The sequence below is a fragment of the Bradyrhizobium sp. BRP22 genome, assembly GCF_020194175.1.
In the GTDB taxonomy this organism is placed as follows: domain Bacteria; phylum Pseudomonadota; class Alphaproteobacteria; order Rhizobiales; family Xanthobacteraceae; genus Bradyrhizobium.
This window is the reverse complement of the sequence record NZ_JADYVX010000012.1, coordinates 22,436-45,835: the sequence shown is the minus strand read 5'-3', so window position 1 is coordinate 45,835 and position 23,400 is coordinate 22,436. Positions and strand designations below refer to the sequence as shown.

The window sequence follows — 23,400 nt, the reverse complement described above, 5'->3', positions numbered from 1 at the left end:
GAGAGTCCCCGGCCGTGAACCCCCCGCGGCTGGGGCGTCTCGGCAGACAGGCCTGATCGGCACAAATTTGCGAAGTCGACGTCAACTGCCTACAAGATAGTTGCGTACATTGTACCCGGGGTTCTGGGCTCGCTCGAATGCGGCGGCGAGGCGGACCACGTCATGCTCGCTGTGCGATCGCCCGACGATCTGAAGTCCGACCGGCATTCCATCGGCCGCGATTCCCGCGCAGACCGACGCGGCCGGCTGCCCGGTGAGATTGAAGGGATAGGTGAAATAGACCCACGAGACGAGATTTCGGTCCGGCAGCTCGTCGGGGATATTTTTGCCGACCTCAAGCGAGGTGACGGGAAGGACCGGAGAGATCAATGCGTCATAACGTTCGAAGAAGCCGCGAACGGTGTCGCGCAGGGCATAGCGGGAAAATACCTTGGTGTAATAGTCGCGCATGTCCTGGGTCAGCGCCGGTTCGAGCACATCGGCGACCGCCGGATCCAGCAGGTCGCGCTGGTTCTCCATGAAGGACCGCAGACGAATGCCCACGCCGGCATAGAACTCCGCCGTCCACAAATCCGCGGGATCGGCGTCGAAGACTTTCTCGATAAGGTCCACCTGGCAGCCGAGCGTTCGAAGCGTTTCCGCGGCGCGGTCGGTTAGCTCAAGGACTTCGGCATTGGGCCGCGCGTAGCCCAGCGTCGGGCTGTAAGCCACTCTCATTCCGGCCACGGATTGCGCCAGCGCTCCGACGACGTCCGGGACCGGGCCGGCGACGCTGAATGGATCGCGGCGATCGAAGCCGGCGACGGCGGAAAACAGCAGCGCGGCATCCCCGACCGAACGCGCCAGCGGACCAACATGTGCGAGGGTCGGTGTCGCCGAAGTCGGCCACACCGGCACGCGGCCGAACTGTCCCTTGATCCCGGCAAGCCCGCAGAAGGAGGCGGGGATACGGATCGATCCGCCGCCGTCGGTGCCGAGCGCGAAGGGCGTGATGCCTGCGGCGACAGATGCCGCCGCGCCAGCGCTGGAACCGCCCGGCGTCTTGCCCAGGTTCCAGGGATGGCGGGTGATGCCGGTAAGCCGGTTGTCCCCCACCGGCTTGCAGCCGAATTCACTTGTCGTGGTCTTGCCGATCAGGATGCCGCCGGCCGCCCTGGCCCGCTCGACCGCCGGCGCATCGACGCAGGCAACGTTCGATTTCATCGTCAGCGACCCGGACGCGTAACCGACGCCCTTCACCGCCATCAAATCTTTTGCAGAGAACGGAATGCCATGGATCGGGCCGAGCGGATCGCCCTTCATCACGGCGGTTTCCGCCTGCCGGGCTGCGGCGAGGGCTTCGTCCGGCATCAACAGATAAAATGCGTTGAGCGTCGACTGCGTCGCCTCGGCTTTCTCGAGTGCGCGCTTCGTCAAATCGACCGGCGATATCTCCCTGGCGACAACGCGTCGGCGCATCTCCGTTGCGCTCATGGTATCGAATTCGGCCGACATCGCTGTAACCTCTTTGCAGAAGAGAAATTCCGGAGGGCACACGGGGAGCCCATCCGGATTTGTTTCGCAAGTTGGGTGAGGCGGCTCTAGTTGAGGACAGCAAAGGCGCGCACGGGCGATCCCGAGCCGCCCTTGAACTTCAGCGGCACGCCGAAGAACTGGAATTCACCCTTACCGATCAGCTCTTCAAGATTGACCAGCCATTCCCAATGGCTGATGCCGAGGTCGCGGCACAGGCGGTGTTGCGCGAAGATATTGTCGGTCGGCTTGTCGGTTGAAGGGCCTTCGACGCCATGCATCTTCGATCCGCGCTCGTGGAGCCATCTGGTGGCTTCGACGGTCAGAAGCGGATTCTTCCAGACTGAATCGAGGCCGGGGTAGTTGCGCTTGTGGAAGCCGGTGCAGAGCAGCACGATGTGTCCGTTGACCTTGACCCCGGCTTTCTTTTCGGCCGCTTCCATGTCGGCAACCGTGATGTCGCCAAGATCGGGAATGTGCTGCAGGTCAAAGCAAACCGCCTTTCCCATGAACGTTTCGAGCGGCATTTCGTCGATCGGCTTGCCGTTCGGGTTGACGTGCTTGAACGCATCGACATGCGTGCCGACGTGATCGAGCATTGCGATGAAGTTGGTCTGGAACGTCATGGGGTCGCCGGGCACGCCGAGATTGGCCGATTTCGTGCTCTCATGGCTCATGTGGACCGCCATCACCGGCCGCTGAAAAAGCTTATGCGCCGGCATGTTGTCTTCGATAGTCAGGCTGAGATCAACGATACGTTGGGCCATGGTCACTCCTTAGGCTTTGGGGTTGAGAACGCTTTCTTCTTGCCGAGGAATGCTTCCATCACCTCGGGATCGCGGGCGAGTTCACAGCTCGGGCCCTGGCGCGTGATGCGTCCGTTGGACACCACGAATCCATAATCGGCGACCGCGAGCGCGTGCGAAGCGAGCTGCTCGACAAGCAGGATGGTCAGGCCTTCCCGGTTGAGCTTGCTGAGCGTCGTCAGCAATTGATCGACGATCTTCGGCGCCAGGCCGAGCGACAGTTCGTCGATGATGAGAAGCTCGGGCTGCGCCATCAGGCCGCGCGCAATCGCGAGCATCTGCTGCTCGCCGCCCGACATGCTGCCCGCCTGCTGCAGCAATCGCTCGTTCAATCGCGGAAAAAGCTCGAGAACCTTTTCGAACGTCGCGCACGACGCATCATCCTTGAGGCCGCCGCGCAGATAGGCTCCAAGGATCAGATTGTCCTTCACCGTCTGGTCCGGAAACAGCAGCCGCCCTTCCGGGACCATCACAAGTCCGCGGGCGACCTTGCGGTCGGCGCTCAGGTGGGCGGTGTCCTCGCCACGGAAATAGACCTGTCCGCCGGACGGCCGCACCAGACCGGTTGCGCCGCGCACCATCGACGATTTGCCGGCGCCGTTATTGCCGATGACCGCGACAAACTGGCCGCGGTTGATCGTGAACGATACGCCGCGCACCGCAATGGCGGCACCGTAGCGCAGCTCCATGTCGCGGACGTCGAGCAGCATCTCGCTCATGCCCTGACCTCTTCCGGTAGGGCATGCGAGAGCGACGTGCCGAAATAGGCCTCGATGACGCGTGGGTCGTTCTGAACTGTGGCGGGTGTGTCGCTTGCGATCACCTGGCCGTAGTCGAGCACGGTGACGGTGTCGGCGAGCGCCATGATCAGGTCGACGTGATGTTCGATCAACAGCACCGAAATGCCGAGGCTCGCGATCCGGCGTATCATCGCCTCGAGATCGTCGATTTCCTGGGTTGTGAGACCTGCCGCCGGCTCGTCAAGCAGCAGAAGCCGGGGCTTGGTGGCGAGCGCACGTGCGATCTCCAGACGGCGTTGCAGGCCGAACGGCAAGTGCCGCGCGGTCTCATTGGCTTGCGGCAGCAGCCCGACGAAATCCAACAGACCAATGGCGGCGGCCCGGCACTCGCGCTCGCCGTGCCGCATCCTCCGCGTGCGCAGCAGCGCACCGGCGAGTCCGTAGCGCAGACGCTGGTGGTAACCGACCATGACGTTGTCGAGCACGCTCATATCACCGAACAGCTCGGTGTTCTGAAAGGTTCGCGCCAGTCCGAGCCTCGCAACGTCGTATGAACGGCGCGCCGTCAGCTCGATTCCATCGAGTTCGAACCGTCCCTCGTTCGGCTGGTAAAAGCCGGAAACCGTGTTCACGAAGGTGGACTTGCCTGCGCCGTTCGGTCCGATCAGCGCGTGGATTTCGCCGCCCTTGACCCGCAAGGAGACCTTCGACAGGGCCGTCAGGCCACCGAACCGAACCGTCAAATTGGTGGCCACGAGCTCGGCCGGGAGTTCGCGGGCTTCATGATGCAGGCTCTTCTCGGCGGGAACGCCTTCCGACGCTGCCGGAGCGGGATCGGGCGGGCGGAGACGGTCCAACAGCACGCGCAGTGTGCCGACGATGCCGAGGGGCATGACGAACATCACCAGCAGCAACAGCGCGCCGTAGGCGAATCTCTGCCAAACCTGAAACTGCTGAAGATATTCCGGCAGGTAGGTCAGAATATACGCACCGATGATGCCGCCGAAGGTCGATCCGGCGCCGCCGAGGATCACCATCAAAAGGAAGCGCACGCTGTCGGAGAACGTGAAGATGTCCGGCGAGATGTAGGAATTCAGGAAGGCGTACAGCGCGCCGGCAATTCCCGCCGTCACCGATGCCACGACAAAGGACAGCGTGCGGACCGCGGTCGGGTTGATGCCGAGGGCGCGTGCGGCAGTTTCGCTCTGGGCAACGGCTAGCATTGCGCGTCCATAGCGGGAATATCGCAGATGATGAATGAGCAGGACCGCGAAGAACAGAACTCCTGCCAGCACACCGTAGAACGCGAAGCCGGACAGCTTGATGCCGAAGAGGTTCGGCCGGGGAATGGATGTCAGCCCTGTCGTGCCGCCGGTGAGGGACTGCCATTCGATTGCAACGTTCTCGACGATGATGCCGAAGGCAATGGTCACCACCGCCAGATAGACGCCGCGCACGCGCACCGACGGATAGGCGAGCAGGGCGCCAAAGAGACTGCAAACGATGGCCGCGCTGATGCAGCAAGCGACGATATCAAAATGCAGCCGTGTCGCGAGGATCGCCGCGGTGTATGAGCCGAGCGCGAAGAAACCCGCCTGGCCCAGTGAAACCAGACCACTTAGCCCGACAAGCACGTTCAATCCGGCTGCGATCAGGCCATAGATCAGGAACAGCATGAACAGGCGCAGTTCGTACTCGTTGGCCGCCTGAAGCGGAACCGCGACGAGGAGGAGAGCAAAGACGAGGAAGCCGATCGCGTTGAGGTACCTCATACCTTGAGGACCTCACGCTTGCCGAACAGTCCTTGCGGGAACGCGAGCAGGACCAGAACCATCACGCTGAAGCCGACGATCTCGCGGGCAGCCGTCGAGACATAACCCTCAACGAACTTCTCCATCACGCCGAACGCGAAGCCGGCGATGACAACGCCCGGCGCGCTGGTGATGCCGCCGATGATCGCGACCGCGAAACCTTTCAGGCCCAGAATTGCCCCCATGCTGGCTGATACCTGGATCACCGGCGCGACCAGGATTCCGGCGGCTGCGCCGAACAGGGATGCGAGGCCGAACGAGAGCGCGGTGATGCGGTTGACGTTGATGCCCATCAGGGCGGCGGCCTGCTTGTTGTGGGCGACCGCCTGCATGGCACGTCCGACCAGCGTGTGCCGCTGCAGCAGCTTGAGGCCGACCACGACGACCACGGCGAAAACGGGAATGAAGAGCTCCTGAGGGTAGACGCCTGCTCCAAGGATATGAACGGCACCCGTCACACCGGGCGACGGCAGCGGCCGCGAAAATCCGCCAAACTGCAGGGTTGCGAGCGCTTCGGTCATGACGCCGACGGCCAGCGTCGTCAGCATCCACCCGACCGACGTCGCCGCACCCACGAACGGACGGACGGCAAATCGTTCCAGCAGAATGCCGAATATGCCGCCGGCGGCGATGCCGAGAAGACAGGCGAGGGGCAGGGGGACGCCCTGATCGACGCCGATCACCGCGACCACGGCCCCCAGCATGAGCGTGTCGCCATGCGCAAAGTTTACCGCCTTCGCCGCCGACCACATGATGTGGAAGCCGAGTGCGACGAGCGCATAGATGCCGCCGATGGCAAGACCCGACAGCATGTATTGAATGGTGGTTGTCACTGCTGGACTCGCGGTTTGCAATCACACCAATCGGTCGAACGCGGCGTGGCGGATTTGCGCTCATTGACCGAAGACACTCGCGGCGTCTTCGGACGATGCCATTCGTAGCGCGATCATGAAATTGATTGATGCTGGGTACGGCGGCTGGCGTTGCGGGCGCTCAGGAGGAGTCCGCAACGCTGGAAGTGCTTGTTAATTCGTCTTGCCGTAAGCTGTCTGCTCGATCGGCAACAGCTTCCCGTCGACCCACACCGTGAGCTTGTAGTATTTGGGCAGGATTGCGTCCTGACGTTCGGGATCGGACGCCTCAAAGGCCGGCTTGTATTCGGCAACCAGACCGTCATAGTTCACGGTATAGAGGGCCTGGCGGACCTTTTCCCAATCGTAGGATTGTGCCTTTTCGATCGCCTTGGCGATGATGTGGACAGCATCATAGGCATTGGCGACGCCCGAGCCCATCTTGATCTCGGCGGGATCCTTCAGGCCATACTTGGCCTTCACTTTATCCCACAGCGCCTGCTTCTTGGCGTCCATCGACCCCATGAAAGTGTAGGTCTGGATGACCTCGACGCCGTTGGCGAGAGGCCCCGCCAGCTCTCCGAGGTTGCCGGCAATGCCCCACGCGCCGATGATGGTGGGCTTCCAGCCGACCTTGTCCATCGAGCGCAGGATCTGATTGCCCTCGCGATCGAGCGCCCATAACAGCGCGACGTCCGCGCCGGCGTCACGTGCGCGGATAACCTGCGGCGACATGTCCTGGTCGCCCCAGTTGAAGGTCTCGGCTGCGGCCAGCTCCTTGCCCTTCTTCGCCATCGCATCCTTCACGTCGACGATCGCGCCATTGCCCCAGCCGGTATTCTCATAAAAGAATGCGACCTTGCCCGACTTCGAGACTTTCAGCGCCTGATCGACCAGATAGCGCGCGACCCACTTGTCCTTGGCGGAGACGCGGAACATGAAATTCGGGTTGCGGCCGTTTTCGATCGCTTTCGTATTGGCCGCGAGCACGCCGACATAGGGAATGCCGATCTCGTTGACCGGTTCAGCTTGCGCCACAGCGACCGTCGAGTGGTAGCCGCCGAGCATCGCAATGCATTTGTCGGCCAGTGCGATGCGGCGGGTGTTGTCGACGCCGCGAGGCGGCGCGCCGGCATCGTCGTACTGAACGAAGTTCAGCTTCTTGCCCAGCACGCCGCCCTTCTCGTTGATCTCCTCGACGGCGATCTCGGCACCCATCTTGATGGCCTGCCCGCCGAAGGCCGCGGGGCCGGTCGTGGCTGACGAGTTGCCAATGCAAGGCATCTGCTCGGCAACCGCCGCCGACAACAAACTCATCATCGTCACCGCCGCGAGCCCGGCGCCAACCCCAATTCGCGAACCCATAACTGATCTCCCGATGTCTTTTGCTGAAACGAACGCCCCTCTTGTTGGCAGCTAACGAGAAAAAAACTTCGAGAACCAAGATCAAATTCCAATGGTGTGATATAGGAGAAACCTATGTCACGTTGCATGCTCTCGTTTCAAGCAGCTTGACGTGATGGAAATGATTGATTTCAATGCGCTATATCTTCCGCTAGGCAATAGGTTTTCGCTGATGCTCAATTTGAGAGCAGGCTGGCAGTGACATACTGAAGCGTCTCAATCGCAATGGATCTTCGCCAGCTTCGGTACTTTGTGCAGATATTCGAGAGCGGCAATGTCTCGCGCGCGGCTGAGGTGCTGCGCATCGCCCAGCCTTCCCTCAGTCAACAGATCAAGCAACTGGAAGAGGAACTCGGCGTCGACCTGCTGGTACGGCATGCGCGCGGGGTGACGGCCACCGAGCACGGCCAGCAACTTTACGATCACGCCCGCCGCATCCTCGATGAAGTCGATCACGCCAAGAAGAACGTGCGTTCGCAAACGCTTGCGCCATCGGGGCGCGTCTCCGTCGGGCTACCTACATCCGCGGCGAGAGGACTTTCATTGCCGCTGTTCGAGGTGATGGCAAAGCGGCTTCCGAACGTCACGCTGCACCTCGTCGAGGCCATGACCGGCTTCCTGGATGAACTGATCCAGGCGGGCAGGCTCGACGTGGCTCTGCTGTATAATCACAAGGCGTTCGAGCACGTCGCCTGGACCGAGATGATGACCGAGGACCTGATGCTGTTCGTCGCCAGGGACAATCCGATGGCCGGACGGAAATCGGTTCCGTTCAGGAAGGTCTTCGCAACCGATCGTATCGCGCTGCCTGGGCGGCCAAACGTGCTGCGCGTCGTGATCGAGCAACTCGCGGCGCGTCACGATGTGACGCTCACGGTGAAGGATTGCGACAGCCTGCCTGCGATCAGCAAGCTGGTGTGCAATGCCAACTACATGGCGGTCATGCCGCATTTTGCATTCACGGATGAGCTCAAGCGCGGCGAGATGGTGGCAATTCCCATCGTCGACCCGGTGCCTTCATGGACCCTCGCCGTCGTGGTTTCGCAACGAACCATGAACGCTCGGGGCAGTGAAGCCGTCGCCCGCATCATGGCGGATCTGATTGCCGAGATGGTCGAGCAAGGCACCTGGCGGGCCAAGCTGCACGGCGACAAGCTCGCTGCGGAACGTTGACTGCGGTCCTGGTTCTCTCTGCGCTTCCTCCCGGCGAGAACGGTCGAAGGTTCGCGAGGTTTCGCCACCTTCAAGCCAGCACGTCGGCGGCGTCGCTGATGCCGGTATAGATCTCGTTGAGGTCGGCCGCCGTAACGCAGTATGGAGGCATAACGTAGATCGTATTTCCGAGTGGGCGCAGCAAGAGGTTTCGGCTGGAGAAAAAAGCCTGAAGCTTCGGACCGACGCTGGCAAGATAGCCGCCGCCGTCAGCCACTTCCAAGTCAAGTGCCGTGATGGTGCCGGTCCGGCGGACGTTTCTGAAGCGAGCGTCCGCGCGAAACCGTGCAATTCCCTTTTCCTGCATCGCCGCCACGCCAGCGATATTGTTTCGGATCGCCTGGTCCTGCCAGAGATCCAGATTCGCTTTCGCTGCGGCGCACGCAATCGGATTTGCTGTATAAGAACTCGAATGAAAGAACGTGCGGGTGCGATCCTTCGAATAGTGCGCGTCAAAGATATCTGCGCGGCAGAGTGTCACCGCGAGCGGAAGTGATCCGCCCGTGAGACCCTTGGAATAACAGGCGATGTCAGGCGACACCTCTGCCTGCTCGCACGCGAACAATGTTCCCGTGCGGCCCCAGCCTGTCATGACCTCATCGGCAATGAAGAGGACGCCCCATGCTTGGCAGATGCGCCTCATCTCCCTGAGCACCCACGCAGGATACATCAGCATCCCGCCTGCGCCCAGGATCAGCGGCTCCACAATAAAGGCCGCCGGATTTTCGTTCCGGCACGCAGCTTCGAGTGCGTCGAGCGTTTCCTGTTCGTGACCGCACTCCGGAAACGGGACTGAGGTGACGTCAAACAGCAATGGTTCATATGCCGAATTGAATACGCCACGCGCGCCGACCGACATCGTCCCTATCGTGTCACCGTGATAGGAGTGCTGCATCACGACGATGCGCGACCGCGGCTCGCCGATATTGTGCCAATAACCGAGCGCCATCTTCAGCGCGACCTCCACGCTGGTCGATCCGCTGTCGGAGAAGAACACGTAGTCGAGACCCCGGGGCGCAAGTTTCAGAAGTTGTGCGGCAACCTCTTCGGCGGGCTCGTGCGTGTAGCCGGCAAAGATGATCTGGTTGAGCTGCTCTGCCTGTTTCTGAATGGCACCGACGATATGCGGATGGCAATGGCCGTGGGTCACGACCCACCATGATGCGATTGCATCGATGATGCGACGGTCATCTGCGGCATACAGATACGCGCCTTCGCCGCGCACGATCTTCGTCATCGCGCCTTGCAGCGCGTGCTGCGTGAATGGATGCCAGATCCGCGATTTCTCTCCCGGCATCATTGCTTGAAATCGTCGCGGTCAAACGAGCATTCGAATGCCGCACGCAGCGTGTCCGCGTCGAGAGGAGAAAGCCAGGGCAATCGTCCGAGCCTTCGTGTCCGTCCGATCCTGCAAATCATGTTCTCGCTATCTGTGTTCTCGTCGCCGACGAATGCGATGCCGAGAATATTGATCCCGCGGCGTTGCATCGCTTCGATCGACAGAAGCGAGTGATTGATGGTGCCGAGCGCGGTGCGCGCGCAAAGCACGACCGGAAGCCGCCAGCGCGCAAAGATGTCAATATACAGTCTGCTGCCGCCAAGCGGCACCATCAGCCCGCCCGCGCCCTCGATCACCAGCGGGCACTCCCCGGTATAAGGCACCTCGAGCGACTCCGCGTCGATGTGCACTCCGTCGATCTCCGCAGCTCGATGGGGCGAAGCGGGTGTCTCGAGACGGTAACGCTCTGGCACGATGCGATCGTCGCGAAGGTCGCTCAGTCGCGCAACGTGCTGGGAATCGGTCCCGCCATCGAGACCCGCTTGAATAGGCTTCCAATAGTGGGCGCCGAGAAAGCCCGCGAGGCCTGCCGCGAAGACCGTCTTGCCGATCCCGGTGTCCGTCCCGGTCACCACAATGCGCTGGCTCACTGGCACTTGCCCTTCGTCTCTTCGAACAGGGCATCGAGCATGGCCCGCACGTCATCCTCGCTGACGTTCAGGGTTAGCGAAATCCGCAACCGTGCCGTTCCTGCCGGCACCGTTGGCGGCCGCACTCCACGGATATCAAACCCGCGAGACTGCATCGCGGACGCCAGCGCCATCGCGCGCGCATTGTCGCCAACGATATACGGCACGATCTGCGAGTGTGACGGACTCCGGCTGCCGCGTATGGCAAGCTCTCGATGCGTGAACGCAACCAGGTTGGCAAGACGCTGCTGCCGGTCGGGTTCCTGCTGCAGGATGAGGAGTGCCTCCTGCACGGCGACCGCCATCAGGGGCGACGGTGCGGTGGTGAAAATGAACGGACGGCACCGATTGACCATGAAATCGCGCAGCACGCGCGGTACGGTGACGATCGCGCCGGCGGCACCCAGCGCCTTGCCGCAGGTATGAATGACAATCAGGTTCTCGCGCCCCTCATAGGGAGCTGTCAGTCCTCGTCCATGCTCACCGTAGACGCCCGTAGCATGCGCCTCATCCACGACCAGGAATGCATCGTGCCGGTCGGCTGTCGCGATGAGTTCCTCAAGCGGTGCGACATCGCCGTCCATGCTGTAGACGCTTTCGACCACGATCCAGACGCGGCCGATACCGCCTTTGGCTCGCCACTCGCGTATCGTGTTTTCGACCGACCCTGGATCGTTGTGGACGCATATGGAATGCTCGGCTCGGCCGGCCCGCGCCCCTTCATGAATGCTGGCGTGTACGAGAGAATCGAGGACGAGCAGATCGCCTCGTTGCGGCAGCGTCGTCAGAAGCGCAAAGTTTGCCAGATATCCGCTGCCGAAAAACAGCGCCGTCTCGGCTCCGAAGAACCGGGCAGCCTCTGCTTCCAGGCTTTCATGCTCCTCGCAATTTCCGTGCAGAAGCCGCGACCCTCCGCTTCCGACCGGCGTGCCGGCCTCGAGCGCGGTCGCGATGGCCTTTTTCATGCGCGGTGCGCTCGCCAGCGCGAGATAGTCGTTGGATACGAAATCGATGCCGGCCCGGGGCCTGAGGCCGCGCAGCCGGTCGTCGTCTTTCAAGGCCTGCAAAGCAGCGACATAACCAGTGGTCTTGTCCAGATGGACCGGGTTCATTGGTCACATCCTATGCGACCTGGCCTTGGCTAAGCCGGGACGTCACGCCGAGCCGCTCCAGCAGGTTCGCGTCGCGATCGCGCTGCGGGTTTTGGGTGGTCAGGAGGACGTCACCAATGAAGATGGAGTTTGCGCCGGCGAGGAAACAGAGGGCCTGAAGTTCGTCGCTCATGTATTGCCGTCCCGCGGAGAGTCGCACCACGCTCTTCGGCATCAGGATGCGGGCGACCGCGATCAGCCGCACCAGCGCGATCGGATCGGGCCGCTCCGCGGTGTCGTTGACCGGAACGCCCTTGACCTCGTTCCAGAGGTTGATCGGCACGCTCTCCGGATGAACGGGCAGATTGGCGAGCAGGACCAGCATGCCCAGCCGGTCGTCAACGCGCTCGCCCATGCCGACGATGCCGCCGCAGCAGACCTTGATGCCGGCATCGCGCACATGCGCCAGTGTGTCGATCCGATCCTTGAGAGTGCGGGTGGTGATGATCTTGTCGTAGAACTCGGGCGAGGTGTCGACGTTGTGATTGTAGAAGTCGAGCCCGGCTTCGGAGAGCCGCGCGGCCTGATCGGGGGTCAGCATGCCGAGCGTGACGCAGGTCTCCATGCCGAGACCTTTCACGGCGCTCACCATCTCGCAGACCTTCTCGAGGTCGCGGTCCTTCGGATTGCGCCAGGCGGCGGCCATGCAGAAGCGGGTAGCGCCGGCGTCCCTCGCGCGCTGCGCGGTCGCAATCACGTCCGCCTTGTCCATCAGGCGCGTGGCCTTCAGGCCGGTGTCGTAATGTGCGCTCTGTGAGCAGTAGCCGCAGTCTTCCGGACAACCTCCTGTCTTGATGCTGAGCAGGCTTGCCGTCTCGACATGGTTCGGATCGAAATTGCTGCGATGAATGCTCTGAGCCTGAAACATCAGGTCGGCAAACGGCAGGGCGTAGAGTGCCTCGGCCTCTGCGCGGTCCCAGTCAGTGCGGACTGTTTCATGGCTGTCGCTCCGCTTCGCTTTCACCGCATGAACCATAGAAGACCTGCCTTTCTCACGGGACGATTTCATAGATAAATTGGTATATTATCTATGATCCTTATCTAAGATTGATGTTAGCCGAGGGCGTTGACAGGCGCACGCGCTTTTATGATAGATAATCTATGATCGCTGGTGATGAGAACACGACCACGGCGGGGCGTATTGCCGAGTCAATCGGGGCGCGCATCATCAACGGCACGTTGCAGCCGGATGCGCCGCTTCGGCAGGACCACATTGCGCGGGAATTCGGTTCGAGCCATGTGCCGGTGCGGGAAGCGTTTCGCCAACTGGAAGCTCAGCATCTTGTCGTCGCTGTGCCCCGTCGCGGGGTGCGCGTTGCGCCGCTCGATACCAACTCGGTGAAGGAAATTGCCGAGATGCGTGCGGCGCTCGAAGTCGTCGCGCTGCGGAACGCCGCGCCGAAGCTGACGTCAGCTCATCTGGCGCGTATCGAGCTGGCGTTGATTGAGGCAGATAACGCCGAGACGATCCACGAATTTGAGGCCGCCAACCGTGCCTTTCATCATGCGCTGGTGGCCCCCTGCGCGATGCCGCGACTGCTCGCTAGCCTCGACGGCTTGCAGCTTGCAAACTCGCGATTGGTGTTCGCAATGGCCCGCAACGCCGGTTGGCGGCCGCGGTCCAATCAGGATCACCGCCTGATCCTGCACGCATTGCGGGCACGCAACGTGGATCAAGCCTGTAGCCTCCTCGCGCGTCACATCCAGACCATCGAGCGGCTCGCAATTCCCGCGCCGTAGGCTAGATCCTTCCCTCGAGCACATCGCTGAGGTCGGCGACGTCGGTCAGCAGGCGGGACGCCGCGCGCAGCAGCGGCACCGCCAGCAGCGCGCCGGTGCCCTCGCCGAGTCTCATGTCGAGATTGAGCAGCGGTTGCGCCTGAAGGGCCGTCAATACGATATCGTGACCCTTTTCGGCCGACCGATGCGCGAACACGCAATAGTCACGCGCCGCCGGCGCCAGCCGGACGGCAACAAGGGCGGCAGCGGACGAAATGAACCCGTCAATGACAACCGGGCGCCGATGTGATGCGGCGCCAAGCGCAGCGCCCGCCATCATCGCGATTTCCAGGCCGCCAAATTCCCTCAGCACATCGAACGGCGCGGTGACGTCGCTGCGATTGGCCGCCTTGTGGATGGCGGCGCGCTTACGCGCCATGCCTGGCTCGTCCTGGCCGGCGCCGACGCCGATGCAGTCATCCAAGGGAGCGGGCGCCAGCCGATGCACCAGAAGCGCTGAAGACGCCGTGTTGCCTATTCCCATTTCGCCAAGCGCGATGATGTCGGCGCCTGCCTCGATCTCAGCGGAAGCTATCGCAAAACCGGCAGCGAGTGCCTTGTGCGCTTCTTGAGGCGACATGGCCGCCTGCCGCGCAGAATTCGCAGTGCCGGCTCGAATCTTGATGTCGAGGAGGTCGGGATGCGAAGGCAACTCGCCGGCGACGCCGGCGTCCACGACGCGGACCCTGACATCTGAGGCGGCCGCAAAGGCGTTGGCGCTGGCGCGACCTGCGAGATAGGTCCTCACCATCGCGGCCGTCACGGCGGAGGGATATTGCGAAACGCCCTCTTCCGTCAGCCCATGATCGCCGGCGAACACGAGCAGAGCGGCGTTTTGGAACGCCGCAGGGGATGGATGGGCGATCGTGCCGAGTTGCACGGCCAGGTCTTCGATCCGTCCGAGCGAGCCCGGCGGCTTGGCTTTGCCGTCGATGCGCGTGCGCATCGTCCTGGCAAGCGCCTGATCGAGGGGAGTGATCGTGGGGATTTGCCAGTCTGATGGAATTTGGAAGGTCATGGGCTCCTCGTGCGCGCCTTAAGTGACCGAAGGAGGCGGGTGGGTCAACCGCGGTTGACCGCCGTCGCAGGGACAGCTAGCGTGGCAACGATGGTCCTTCCTTCGGGAAGGTGAAAAAGGGAAGCCGGTGCAATGCCGGCGCTGCCCCCGCAACTGTAAGCGGCGAGCCAAAGCCGAGGCCACTGGGATGACCGGGAAGGCGGCGGGAGGCGACGACCCGCGAGCCAGGAGACCTGCCATCGCGCACTGTGCTTTGGAGGTTCGTCGGGCGGGGTGCACCGGACGGAATGAGTTCGATGGTCGTTCCACCGTCGAACGCGATCCAACAAAGCTCGCGGCCGTCATGGCCAGACGTAAGCATTGTGATGGATCGCAACGACTTCGATCAGCAAGATTCTGATCCTCGCCCGGATGAAACTGTGCCAGCCGCAGCGCCCGGCGGCCCCGTCGTCGTGAGCGTTTGCGTCACCTGCAAGACGGCCGACGGCGTGCTGGCAGGCCCGGCGATGTTCGACGCCGTCAACGCCGCCGCGGCCGAGCACAATGGCTCCGTTCAGGTGCGGCGCGTGCAGTGCCTCAGCGTATGCAAGCGGCCGACCACGGTGGCGGTTTCGAGTTCGGACGGTTACACATTCCTGTTCGGCGACCTTCAGCCCGAGGGTGCTGTCGCCGTCATGTCTTTCGTCGAGTCCTATCGCAAGTCGATGTATGGCCTGGTGCCATGGCGCGAGCGCGCCGAAATCCTGCGCAAGGGGATGGTGGCGCGGCTGCCGCCCCTTCGCTGGTCGCCCGAAGATGGCAGCGCCCCGAAATGACATCGCTCTCGACCACGCTGGTGCTGGGAGGCGCACGCTCGGGCAAATCCACCTTTGCCGAGCGGATGATCGCCGAAAGCGGCCTTGCGGCCGTGTATCTGGCAACGGCGACGCCTGATGACGGCGAGATGAAGGACAGGATCGCGCATCATCGCAACCGGCGCGGCTTGGATTGGACCACGGTGGAGGAGCCGCTGGCGCTCATCGAAGTCCTGACGCAGGTATCGCGGCCCGGTCGCGCGGTTCTGGTGGATTGCCTGACGTTGTGGCTCTCGAATCTGATGCTCGCCGAACGTGATGTAGATGGCGAGGCGAAACGTCTCGTGCAGTTTCTTGGCGTTGCTGCAAGTCCTGTCGTCCTGGTGTCGAACGAGGTCGGTCTCGGCATCGTTCCCGAAAGCAGGCTCGGCCGCGATTTCCGCGATGCGCAGGGCCGTCTCAATCAAATGGTCGCCTCAAGCGTTCCGAATGTCGTGTTCGTCGTGGCGGGCCTTCCGCTGTGGCTCAAACGTTCTTCCTAAGGAGTCCTGAAACATGTCCCGTGTTCCCGTCACCGTGCTGACCGGATTCCTCGGTGCCGGAAAAACGACGCTGTTGCGCTCGCTGTTGACGCAGGCCGATGGCCGCCGCATCGCCGTTATCGTCAACGAGTTCGGAGATGCGGGTTTCGACGGCGGTCTTGTCGAGGAATGCGCAGCCAAGGCGTGTGCGCCGGGCGATATCGTCGAGCTGACCAATGGCTGCATCTGCTGCACCGTCGCCGACGATTTCATTCCGACCATGGACAAGCTGCTCACGCGCGACCAGCCGCTGGATGCGATCGTGATCGAGACTTCCGGGCTGGCGCTGCCGCAGCCACTTTTGAAGGCGTTCGCGTGGCCCGCGGTCCGCACGCGCGCGACTGTCGATGGTGTCGTCACCGTCGTCGATGCGCTGGCGCTGTCCGAGGGACGCGTCGTGCTCGACGAACATGCAGTTGCGGCTCAGCGTGCGGCGGACGCGGAAATCGATCACGACGACCCGATCGAGGAAGTGTTCGAGGATCAACTCGCCTGCGCCGATCTTGTGGTCCTTTCCAAGAGCGATCTGGTGTCGCCAGATGTGCTCGCTGACATCGAAGGCCGGCTTGGCGCGCAACTGAGGCGGGGCGTTCGCGTCGTCCGTTCCCACGGAGCCCTTGCTCCTGACGTGCTGATCGGGATGAAGGCCGACGCCGAGAACGACCTCGCTGCCCGGGCAGGCCATCATGGCGAGGAAGAAGAGCACGACCACGACGATTTCGACAGCATTGTCGTGATGCCCGCGGTAGCCGAGAGCATCGAGGCGATGCGCGCGCGGGTCAGCGACGTCCTGAGTCTGGCGGGCGTGCTGCGCGTCAAGGGCCATGCCAGGATCGCGGAAAAGCCTGCGCCAATCGTTGTGCAGGCGGTCGGCAGCCGTGTCGAACTGGCCTTTGCGCGACCCGATGCCAAACAGGCCGAGCATCTGGTCGTGATCGGCCTGAAAGGCTTCGACGCCGACGCAGCACGCCGCACGCTCGCCGGATAGCCTTTGAAGGGCGAGCATGCATCTGAAACTCGACAGCGGCGGCAGCATCGATGACGGCGACGTCGCTCGCGACCTCGGGCAGGAAACCGCCGACATCGTCATACTGTCCGCCGCGGACAGTGATCTTGCGGCGTTCGGCGCTGCGCATGCGGCGTTGCCTTCGGACTTCCCAAGCCTTCGCCTCACCAATCTGCTGGCTCTGGGCCATCCTGCCTCTGTCGATCTCTATGTCGAGCGCACGCTCAATGAGGCGAAGATCGTCGTGCTGAGGATGCTCGGCGGGGAAAGCTATTGGCCGCATGGCGTCGAAAGCCTTCGGCGCGATGCGATCCGGCGCGGGACGTTGTTCGCCTGCCTTCCCGGAGAAACCGAATGGAACGCAGCGCTGGCCGCGCGCGGCACGCTGGATGCCGACGCGACTTATGAACTGTGGCGCTATTGCACCGAAGGCGGAGTCGACAACGCGCAGTTGGCGCTTCGCTTCGCCGGGCATCTGATAGGCCACGGCGACCGGCCGCCCTCGGCGCGGCCAATGCCGGCGGCCGGTTTCTGGAACGGCGAACCTGCCGCCGATGAGCGCCCCAACGCCGCCGTGATCTTCTACCGAGCCCTGGTCGCGGGCGGCGATACGGCCGCGATCGATACACTGTGCTCGGCGCTGAAGGCTCGCGGTCTCAATGTGGTCGGGCTCTATGTCACGAGCCTCAAGGATGAACGCTCGATCGCATTTCTCCGCACGGCGCTTGCCGCGCATCCGCCCGACATCATCGTGAACGCGACGGCCTTTGCGACGGCGACCGCGCGGGCGAATGCGGGGATCTTGTCGGAGACCGATTGTCCCGTGCTGCAGGTCGCTCAGGCCGGCATCTCCCGCAAGAGCTGGGAAAGTTCGACCCGCGGCCTCAATCCGCGCGACCTTGCCATGCATGTGGTCCTGCCGGAGGTCGATGGGCGCATCTTCGCCAATGCCATAGCGTTCAAGGAATCCGGACAGAGCCTCGGCTCCTTCACGCCGACGGCCTTTCGGCCCGTCGAGGATCGGGTCCAGGCCACGGTCGATCTCGCCGCGGCGTGGGTGCGGCTGCGCCGTACGCCTGCGAACGAGCGACGGATCGCCATCATTCTCGCCAACTATCCCAATCGTGACGGCCGTCTCGCCAATGGCGTCGGTCTGGATACGCCGCAAAGCCTGATCGGAATCCTCGCTGCGATGAGAAACGAGGGGTACGAGATTTTCGGCGCGCCTGATGACGCGGCCGGCATGATGCGGCTCGTGCAGGAGGGACCGACCAATGCGCTCAGCGACCGCGCCTTGCGGTGTGGCGGCGCGTCATGGCCGCTCGCCGAATACGAGGCGGAATTTGGCGCGCTTCCTCCCAATGTTCAGCGTGCAGTGACGGAACGTTGGGGTGCCCCTGCGCATGACCCGCACGTTGCCGACGGCGTGTTCCGTCTCGGCCTGCATCGCTTCGGCAACATCGTGGTCGGCGTGCAGCCGGCGCGAGGCTACAACATCGATCCCAAGAGCACCTACCACGATCCGGACCTCCTACCGCCCCACCACTATCTGGCGTTCTATCTTTGGCTGCGCCGCGTCTTCGACGCCCACGCGATCGTTCATCTCGGCAAGCACGGCAATCTCGAATGGCTGCCGGGCAAGAGCACCGGGCTCTCCGCCGATTGCCTGCCGGATGCAGTGCTCGGCCCGTTGCCGCACCTCTACCCGTTCATCGTGAATGATCCCGGCGAGGGCGTCCAGGCCAAGCGCCGCTCCTCTGCGGTGATCATCGATCACCTGACGCCACCGGTGACCCGCGCCGGACTGCATGACGATCTGGCGCGGCTGGAATCGATGGTGGACGAGTATTCTGTTGCGACCGATCTCGATCCGAAACGCGCGGCCGTCATCGCCGAGGACATCCTTTCGATGGCACGGGCGCAGCGGCTCGATGCCGACGTCAACCTGACGCGGGACATGCCGGTCGGCGAGGCGCTGCGCGCGCTCGACGCGCATTTGTGCGACATCAAGGAGATGCAGATCCGCGACGGCCTCCACGTGTTCGGGCGTGCGCCGGATGCGAAACAATGCACCGATCTGCTCGTCTCGATTGCGCGAGTCCCGCGTTCGGACCGCAAGCCTGAAGACGCCTCGCTGCATCGCTCGCTGGCGCTCGATCTCGGGCTTGCCGATTTCGATCCGCTGGCCCGCGATCTCGCTGGCACATTCACCGGGCCGCGACCCGCGGTCCTGGCCGAGCTCGGCTCGGGCTTGTGGCGCACGACAGGAGACACCGTCGAGCGGATCGAAGAACTGGCGCAGCGGCTGGTCTCGGGTGAGATGAAGCCGGATCCCTCGTGGGTGCGCACGACGGCCGTACTGCACTGGATCGAGACGAGATTGCGTCCGGCCATCGACGCGAGCCCGTCGCAGGAGATGTCGGCATTGCTGCGGGGGCTCGCCGGCCGCTTCGTGCCACCCGGTCCGTCGGGCGCGCCGACGCGTGGCAGGCCCGACGTGCTGCCGACCGGCCGCAACTTCTTCGCCGTCGATGTGCGCGCGGTGCCAACTCCCTCGGCCTGGCGGATCGGACAGTTGGCGGCCGAACGGCTCGTCGAATCCTTCTGGCAGGAAACCGGTGAATGGCCGCGCACGATCGCGTTGTCAGCCTGGGGGACCGCCAACATGCGCACCGGCGGCGATGATGTTGCACAGGCGCTCGCCTTGATCGGCGCCCGGCCCGTGTGGGAGGAAACTTCCGGACGGGTGACCGGCTTTGCGATCACCGCATTGTCCGAACTGAAGCGTCCGCGCATCGATGTGACGTTTCGCGTCTCCGGCCTGTTTCGGGACGCGTTTCCGACCCAGATGGACATCATCGCAAGCGCGGTGGCGGCGGTCGCGGCGCTCGACGAACCCGACGACGCCAATCCGATCGCAGCCAATGTTCGCCGACGGCAGCAGGCGCTGGAAGCAAGCGGCGTCGAGCGTGAGCTCGCCGAGCGCCGCGCGAGCAATCGCGTGTTCGGCTCGAAGCCGGGCGCCTATGGCGCGGGGCTGCAAGCCTTGATCGATGAGGGCGGCTGGGACGATCGCGCCGATCTGGCGGACGTCTATCTGGATTGGGGCGGCTATTCCTATGGCGCCGGGGCCGAAGGAAGCGCTGCCCGTGACGATCTTGTCGCGCGGCTGACTGACGTCGACCTGATCGCGCAGGCTCAGGATAACCGCGAACACGATATCCTGGACTCCGACGATTACTATCAGTTCATTGGCGGACTGGCGGCAACAGTGTCGACATTGCGTGGGAAGCCGCCGCGCATTGCGCATATCGATACGTCACGGCCCGAGATGCCGGCCGTGCGGCCACTGGCGCATGAGATATCCCGCGTGGTGCGCGGCCGCGCCGCCAACCCGAAATGGATCGCCGGTGTCATGCGACACGGCTACAAGGGCGCATTCGAGATGGCGGCGACCGTGGATTATCTGTTCGGCTTCGCCGCCTCGACCGATGCGGTCTCAAATCACCACTTCGATCAATTGTTCGCGGCCTATCTCGAAGACGACCGCATGCGCCATTTCATGGAACAGTCCAACCCGGCGGCACTCCGCGAGATGGCTGCCCGGTTCGCGGAGGCAATCCGGCGTGGGTTATGGATGCCACGTTCCAATCGCGCTGCGGATCTGATTGCCGAAAGTCTGCATGAAACGAAAAGAGAAATCGCATGACGAATCCATCCCACGCGGCTGACGATGAGAATGCCCGCCATCGCGAGAAAGCCCGCAAGCACAAGGCCGCGCGCGACAAGATCATGGCGACCAAGACCGGCGAAAAAGGACTGCTGATCGTCCATACCGGCACCGGCAAGGGCAAGACATCCGCGGCGCTTGGCATGGTGTTTCGGCATATCGGTCACGGCTATCCGGTCGCAGTGGTGCAGTTCACGAAGTCGCCGAAGTGGGATACCGGAGAAGCGCGGCTATTGGCCAGGTTTCCGGAGCTCGTGACCTTGCATGTGATGGGGGAGGGGTTCACCTGGGAAACGCAGGATCGCGAGCGCGACATTGCGGCCGCCCGGAAAGGTTGGGAGCGCGCCAAGGAACTGATCCGCGACGATCGTCACCGCATGGTGCTTCTGGACGAGCTCAACATTGTCCTCCGTTATGACTACCTTCCGATCGACGAGATCCTTGCGTTTCTCCGTGACGAAAAGCCGGCCGACAAGCACGTCGTCATCACCGGCCGCAACGCGCATGCATCGCTGATCGAGATGGCCGATCTGGTCACCGAAATGACGCTGATCAAGCATCCGTTCCGCGCCGGCGTGAAGGCCCAGAAGGGGATAGAATTCTGATGGCGCGGCCGACGCCGGCGCTGATGATCCAGGCCACCGGATCGAATGCGGGAAAGTCCACCATTGTCGCGGGCCTGGCGCGGGCGCTGGTGAAGCGTGGCCTCAAGGTCGCGCCGTTCAAGCCGCAGAACATGTCGAACAATGCGGCGGTGGCGGTCGATGGCGGCGAGATCGGCCGCGCGCAGGCAGTGCAGGCGCGTGCCGCGCGGATGCAGCCCAGCGTTCACATGAATCCGGTGTTGCTCAAACCCGAGACCGACACAGGCGCGCAGGTGATCGTGCAGGGCAAACGACGCAGCACGCTTCGCGCGGCCGACTATCTCGGAAAGAAGGCGGCGCTGCTGCCTGCCGTGCTCGACAGTTTCGCCCATCTCGCCCAAGCAGCGGATATCGTGCTGGTGGAGGGCGCGGGCAGCCCGGCCGAGATCAATCTGCGAGCAGGCGATATCGCGAATATGGGCTTCGCCACAGCGGCCGCTGTACCTGTCGTGCTGCTCGGCGACATCGATCCCGGCGGAGTCATCGCCAGCCTCGTCGGCACCCATGCGGTGTTGGAGGCGGAAGAACGCGCGCGCATTCGCGGCTTCCTGATCAACAAGTTCCGCGGCGATCCCCGATTGTTCGATCAAGGGCTTGAGGCCGTGACGCATCTGACAAACTGGCCCTCGCTCGGCGTGGTGCCGTGGCTGCCACAGGCAGCCTGGCTGCCTGCCGAGGACGCCATCGACCTCGATCGCGCGCAGACCTCGTCCGCGCAGAAGGTCATCGCCGTTCCCGTGCTCGCGCGCATCGCCAATTTCGACGATCTGGACCCGCTCGGCATGGAGCCTGGCGTCAGGCTGGTGTTCGTGCGGCCGGGGCAGCCGATCCCCGCCGAGGCCGATGTCGTGGTTCTGCCCGGCAGTAAATCGACGATCGGTGATCTCGCTTTCCTGCGCGCGCAGGGCTGGGATATCGATATCAAGGCACATGCCAGGCGCGGTGGCCAGGTGCTCGGACTATGCGGCGGCTACCAGATGCTCGGCGGGACGATCGCTGATCCCGATGGCATCGATGGTCCGGCCGGCACGGTCGAGGGGCTCGGGCTGCTCGATATCAGCACGACGATGGACGCCGACAAATCGACGACGTTGGTACGGGCCACTCACTGCGCCACGGGCAGTCCGATCGAGGGCTATGAGATCCATCTCGGCCGCACCAGCGGTGAAGATTGTGCACGCCCCGTGGCCATGATCGATGGCCGCTCCGATGGTGCCAGCTCGGCCGATGGGCGCGTGCAGGGGACTTATCTGCACGGGTTGTTCGTCAATGATGCCTTCCGCAAGGCGTGGCTTGCCAATCTCGGCATCGCTTCATCTGTTGCCTATGAGGCGCAGATCGAGGCGGCGCTCGATGCGTTGGCCGACCATCTGGAAGCGCATCTGGACATCGACCGCATGCTCGAGATCGCAAGGAGCCGTCAGACCACCAACGCCAGCGCCGCGTAGATCGCCGCCTCCAGCAGGCAGGCGGCAATCAGCAGATTGAGTGCGCGACGAATGTCGGCAGGACCTGCATCCATCCGCGCACCGGCGTTGAGGAAGGGGTCATCGACGACGCGATCGCCATAGCGGCGAGGGCCAGCCAGCGCGAGACCGAGAGCGCCTGCCATGGCGCCTTCCGGCCAACCCGCATTCGGCGATCTGTGTTTCGAAGCATCGCGCCACGTCACTTTGAGAGCGTTGGCGACAGAGCCGCCTGCGATCGGCGCAACGACGGCGAGCAGCACCGCGGCCAACCGTGCCGGAGCGAGGTTAAGGAGATCGTCAAACCGCGCCGCCGCCCAGCCAAAGCATTCATGGCGAGGACTGCGATGGCCGATCATTGAATCCGCGGTATTGACGACCTTGTAGACCAACAATCCCGGCAGCCCGAACAGCGCAAGCCAGAACACCGGCGCGACGACGCCGTCGGAAAAATTCTCCGCGCAGGATTCGATCGCCGCCCGCGACACGCCGCTGGTGTCGAGCTGTTCCGGATCGCGGCCGACGATCATGGATACCGCGCGCCTTGCCTCGGCAAGTCCGCCGTCGGTGAAGGCGGACAGGACCCGTCCGACATGCTGATAGAGGCTTCGCTGCGCGATCAGCATGGAAGCGACAAGCCCCTGGGCTAACTGCCCGAGGAGCGTCTGTCCCAGCACACTTTCCAGCAGCAAGCCAAGGGCCGCGCAGATCGCGACCAGCAAACCGGTGGCGACGCATCCCGCCGCCTTGCGCTCTGCGGCCGACCATTGCTCGCGGTTAAGCGCACGATCAAGCAGGTGGATGGCCGAGCCCATCAGCGCCACCGGATGGGGCAGGCGGCGCCACAGCAGATCCGGATCGCCGATGAGTGCGTCGACTGCGAGCGCCAGGACCACGATCGCGATCGTCTCGCTGCCCCTCAGCATG

20 protein-coding genes and 1 riboswitch are annotated in these 23,400 nt (G+C 63.3%); of the genes, 8 read left to right on the top strand and 12 right to left on the bottom strand.

Annotated features, from left to right (window positions below):
• Window positions 1-81: 81 nt before the first annotated feature.
• The 6 genes from I6F35_RS17420 to I6F35_RS17395 form a co-directional block, all read right to left on the bottom strand.
• Complete coding sequence (locus tag I6F35_RS17420) at window positions 82-1,494, bottom strand: amidase family protein (protein WP_225118918.1); 1,413 nt, start codon at window positions 1,492-1,494, stop codon at window positions 82-84.
• A gap of 86 nt (window positions 1,495-1,580) precedes the next feature.
• Complete coding sequence (locus I6F35_RS17415) at window positions 1,581-2,279, bottom strand: cyclase family protein (RefSeq protein ID WP_225118917.1); 699 nt, start codon at window positions 2,277-2,279, stop codon at window positions 1,581-1,583.
• Window positions 2,280-2,281: 2 nt separating this feature from the next.
• On the bottom strand, window positions 2,282-3,037 hold the full coding sequence (locus I6F35_RS17410) for an ABC transporter ATP-binding protein (RefSeq protein ID WP_225118916.1): 756 nt from the start codon (window positions 3,035-3,037) through the stop codon (window positions 2,282-2,284).
• Window positions 3,034-4,830 carry a branched-chain amino acid ABC transporter ATP-binding protein/permease gene (locus tag I6F35_RS17405; protein WP_225118915.1) on the bottom strand — a complete coding sequence of 599 codons (1,797 nt, stop codon included), beginning with the start codon at window positions 4,828-4,830 and terminating at the stop codon, window positions 3,034-3,036. Before I6F35_RS17405 ends, I6F35_RS17410 begins: the two co-directional genes overlap by 4 nt.
• A complete protein-coding gene (locus I6F35_RS17400; RefSeq protein WP_225118914.1) occupies window positions 4,827-5,702 on the bottom strand; it encodes a branched-chain amino acid ABC transporter permease in 876 nt (291 codons plus the stop codon). The genes I6F35_RS17405 and I6F35_RS17400 overlap by 4 nt, the downstream gene beginning before the upstream one ends.
• 192 nt (window positions 5,703-5,894) lie before the next feature.
• A complete protein-coding gene (locus tag I6F35_RS17395; protein WP_225118913.1) occupies window positions 5,895-7,085 on the bottom strand; it encodes an ABC transporter substrate-binding protein in 1,191 nt (396 codons plus the stop codon).
• Window positions 7,086-7,349: 264 nt separating this feature from the next.
• Between I6F35_RS17395 and I6F35_RS17390 the strand changes: the two genes are divergently transcribed.
• The gene (locus tag I6F35_RS17390) at window positions 7,350-8,297 is read left to right on the top strand and encodes a LysR substrate-binding domain-containing protein (RefSeq protein ID WP_225118912.1); all 948 of its coding nucleotides are present in this window, start codon (window positions 7,350-7,352) and stop codon (window positions 8,295-8,297) included.
• A 70-nt stretch (window positions 8,298-8,367) separates the two neighbouring features.
• Here I6F35_RS17390 and I6F35_RS17385 read toward each other — a convergent pair whose 3' ends face one another.
• Genes I6F35_RS17385 through bioB form a run of 4 tightly spaced genes read right to left on the bottom strand, consistent with a single transcriptional unit; the run spans window position 8,368 to window position 12,431 of the window.
• Window positions 8,368-9,636 (bottom strand): adenosylmethionine--8-amino-7-oxononanoate transaminase, encoded by a 1,269-nt coding sequence (locus I6F35_RS17385; RefSeq protein WP_225118911.1) that lies wholly within the window; start codon window positions 9,634-9,636, stop codon window positions 8,368-8,370.
• Window positions 9,633-10,265, bottom strand: a complete 633-nt coding sequence (gene bioD / locus I6F35_RS17380) for a dethiobiotin synthase (RefSeq protein ID WP_225118910.1) — start codon at window positions 10,263-10,265, stop codon at window positions 9,633-9,635. Before bioD ends, I6F35_RS17385 begins: the two co-directional genes overlap by 4 nt.
• Complete coding sequence (locus I6F35_RS17375; protein WP_225118909.1) at window positions 10,262-11,416, bottom strand: 8-amino-7-oxononanoate synthase; 1,155 nt, start codon at window positions 11,414-11,416, stop codon at window positions 10,262-10,264. The genes bioD and I6F35_RS17375 overlap by 4 nt, the downstream gene beginning before the upstream one ends.
• 10 nt (window positions 11,417-11,426) lie before the next feature.
• Window positions 11,427-12,431, bottom strand: a complete 1,005-nt coding sequence (gene bioB / locus I6F35_RS17370) for a biotin synthase BioB (protein ID WP_225118908.1) — start codon at window positions 12,429-12,431, stop codon at window positions 11,427-11,429.
• A gap of 125 nt (window positions 12,432-12,556) precedes the next feature.
• Between bioB and I6F35_RS17365 the strand changes: the two genes are divergently transcribed.
• Complete coding sequence (locus I6F35_RS17365) at window positions 12,557-13,195, top strand: GntR family transcriptional regulator (protein WP_225118907.1); 639 nt, start codon at window positions 12,557-12,559, stop codon at window positions 13,193-13,195.
• 1 nt (window position 13,196) lies between these two features.
• Here I6F35_RS17365 and cobT read toward each other — a convergent pair whose 3' ends face one another.
• On the bottom strand, window positions 13,197-14,252 hold the full coding sequence (gene cobT, locus I6F35_RS17360) for a nicotinate-nucleotide--dimethylbenzimidazole phosphoribosyltransferase (protein ID WP_225118906.1): 1,056 nt from the start codon (window positions 14,250-14,252) through the stop codon (window positions 13,197-13,199).
• Window positions 14,253-14,326: 74 nt separating this feature from the next.
• Window positions 14,327-14,508, top strand: a riboswitch (cobalamin riboswitch).
• 163 nt (window positions 14,509-14,671) lie between these two features.
• On the opposite strand from cobT, the gene I6F35_RS17355 reads away from it, so the two are divergent.
• Genes I6F35_RS17355 through I6F35_RS17330 form a run of 6 tightly spaced genes read left to right on the top strand, consistent with a single transcriptional unit; the run spans window position 14,672 to window position 22,455 of the window.
• The gene (locus I6F35_RS17355) at window positions 14,672-15,067 is read left to right on the top strand and encodes a DUF1636 domain-containing protein (RefSeq protein WP_225118905.1); all 396 of its coding nucleotides are present in this window, start codon (window positions 14,672-14,674) and stop codon (window positions 15,065-15,067) included.
• The gene (gene cobU / locus I6F35_RS17350; protein ID WP_225118904.1) at window positions 15,064-15,588 is read left to right on the top strand and encodes a bifunctional adenosylcobinamide kinase/adenosylcobinamide-phosphate guanylyltransferase; all 525 of its coding nucleotides are present in this window, start codon (window positions 15,064-15,066) and stop codon (window positions 15,586-15,588) included. Before I6F35_RS17355 ends, cobU begins: the two co-directional genes overlap by 4 nt.
• A gap of 13 nt (window positions 15,589-15,601) precedes the next feature.
• Complete coding sequence (cobW, locus tag I6F35_RS17345) at window positions 15,602-16,615, top strand: cobalamin biosynthesis protein CobW (RefSeq protein WP_225118903.1); 1,014 nt, start codon at window positions 15,602-15,604, stop codon at window positions 16,613-16,615.
• A 16-nt stretch (window positions 16,616-16,631) separates the two neighbouring features.
• On the top strand, window positions 16,632-20,342 hold the full coding sequence (gene cobN / locus I6F35_RS17340) for a cobaltochelatase subunit CobN (RefSeq protein WP_225118902.1): 3,711 nt from the start codon (window positions 16,632-16,634) through the stop codon (window positions 20,340-20,342).
• Window positions 20,339-20,968 carry a cob(I)yrinic acid a,c-diamide adenosyltransferase gene (cobO, locus tag I6F35_RS17335; RefSeq protein WP_225118901.1) on the top strand — a complete coding sequence of 210 codons (630 nt, stop codon included), beginning with the start codon at window positions 20,339-20,341 and terminating at the stop codon, window positions 20,966-20,968. Before cobN ends, cobO begins: the two co-directional genes overlap by 4 nt.
• A complete protein-coding gene (locus tag I6F35_RS17330) occupies window positions 20,968-22,455 on the top strand; it encodes a cobyric acid synthase (RefSeq protein ID WP_225118900.1) in 1,488 nt (495 codons plus the stop codon). The genes cobO and I6F35_RS17330 overlap by 1 nt, the downstream gene beginning before the upstream one ends.
• On the opposite strand, the gene cbiB is transcribed toward I6F35_RS17330, so the two are convergent.
• Window positions 22,428-23,399, bottom strand: coding sequence for an adenosylcobinamide-phosphate synthase CbiB (gene cbiB, locus I6F35_RS17325; protein ID WP_225118899.1), 972 nt, complete (start codon window positions 23,397-23,399; stop codon window positions 22,428-22,430). The genes I6F35_RS17330 and cbiB overlap by 28 nt on opposite strands.
• Window position 23,400 lies beyond the last annotated feature (1 nt).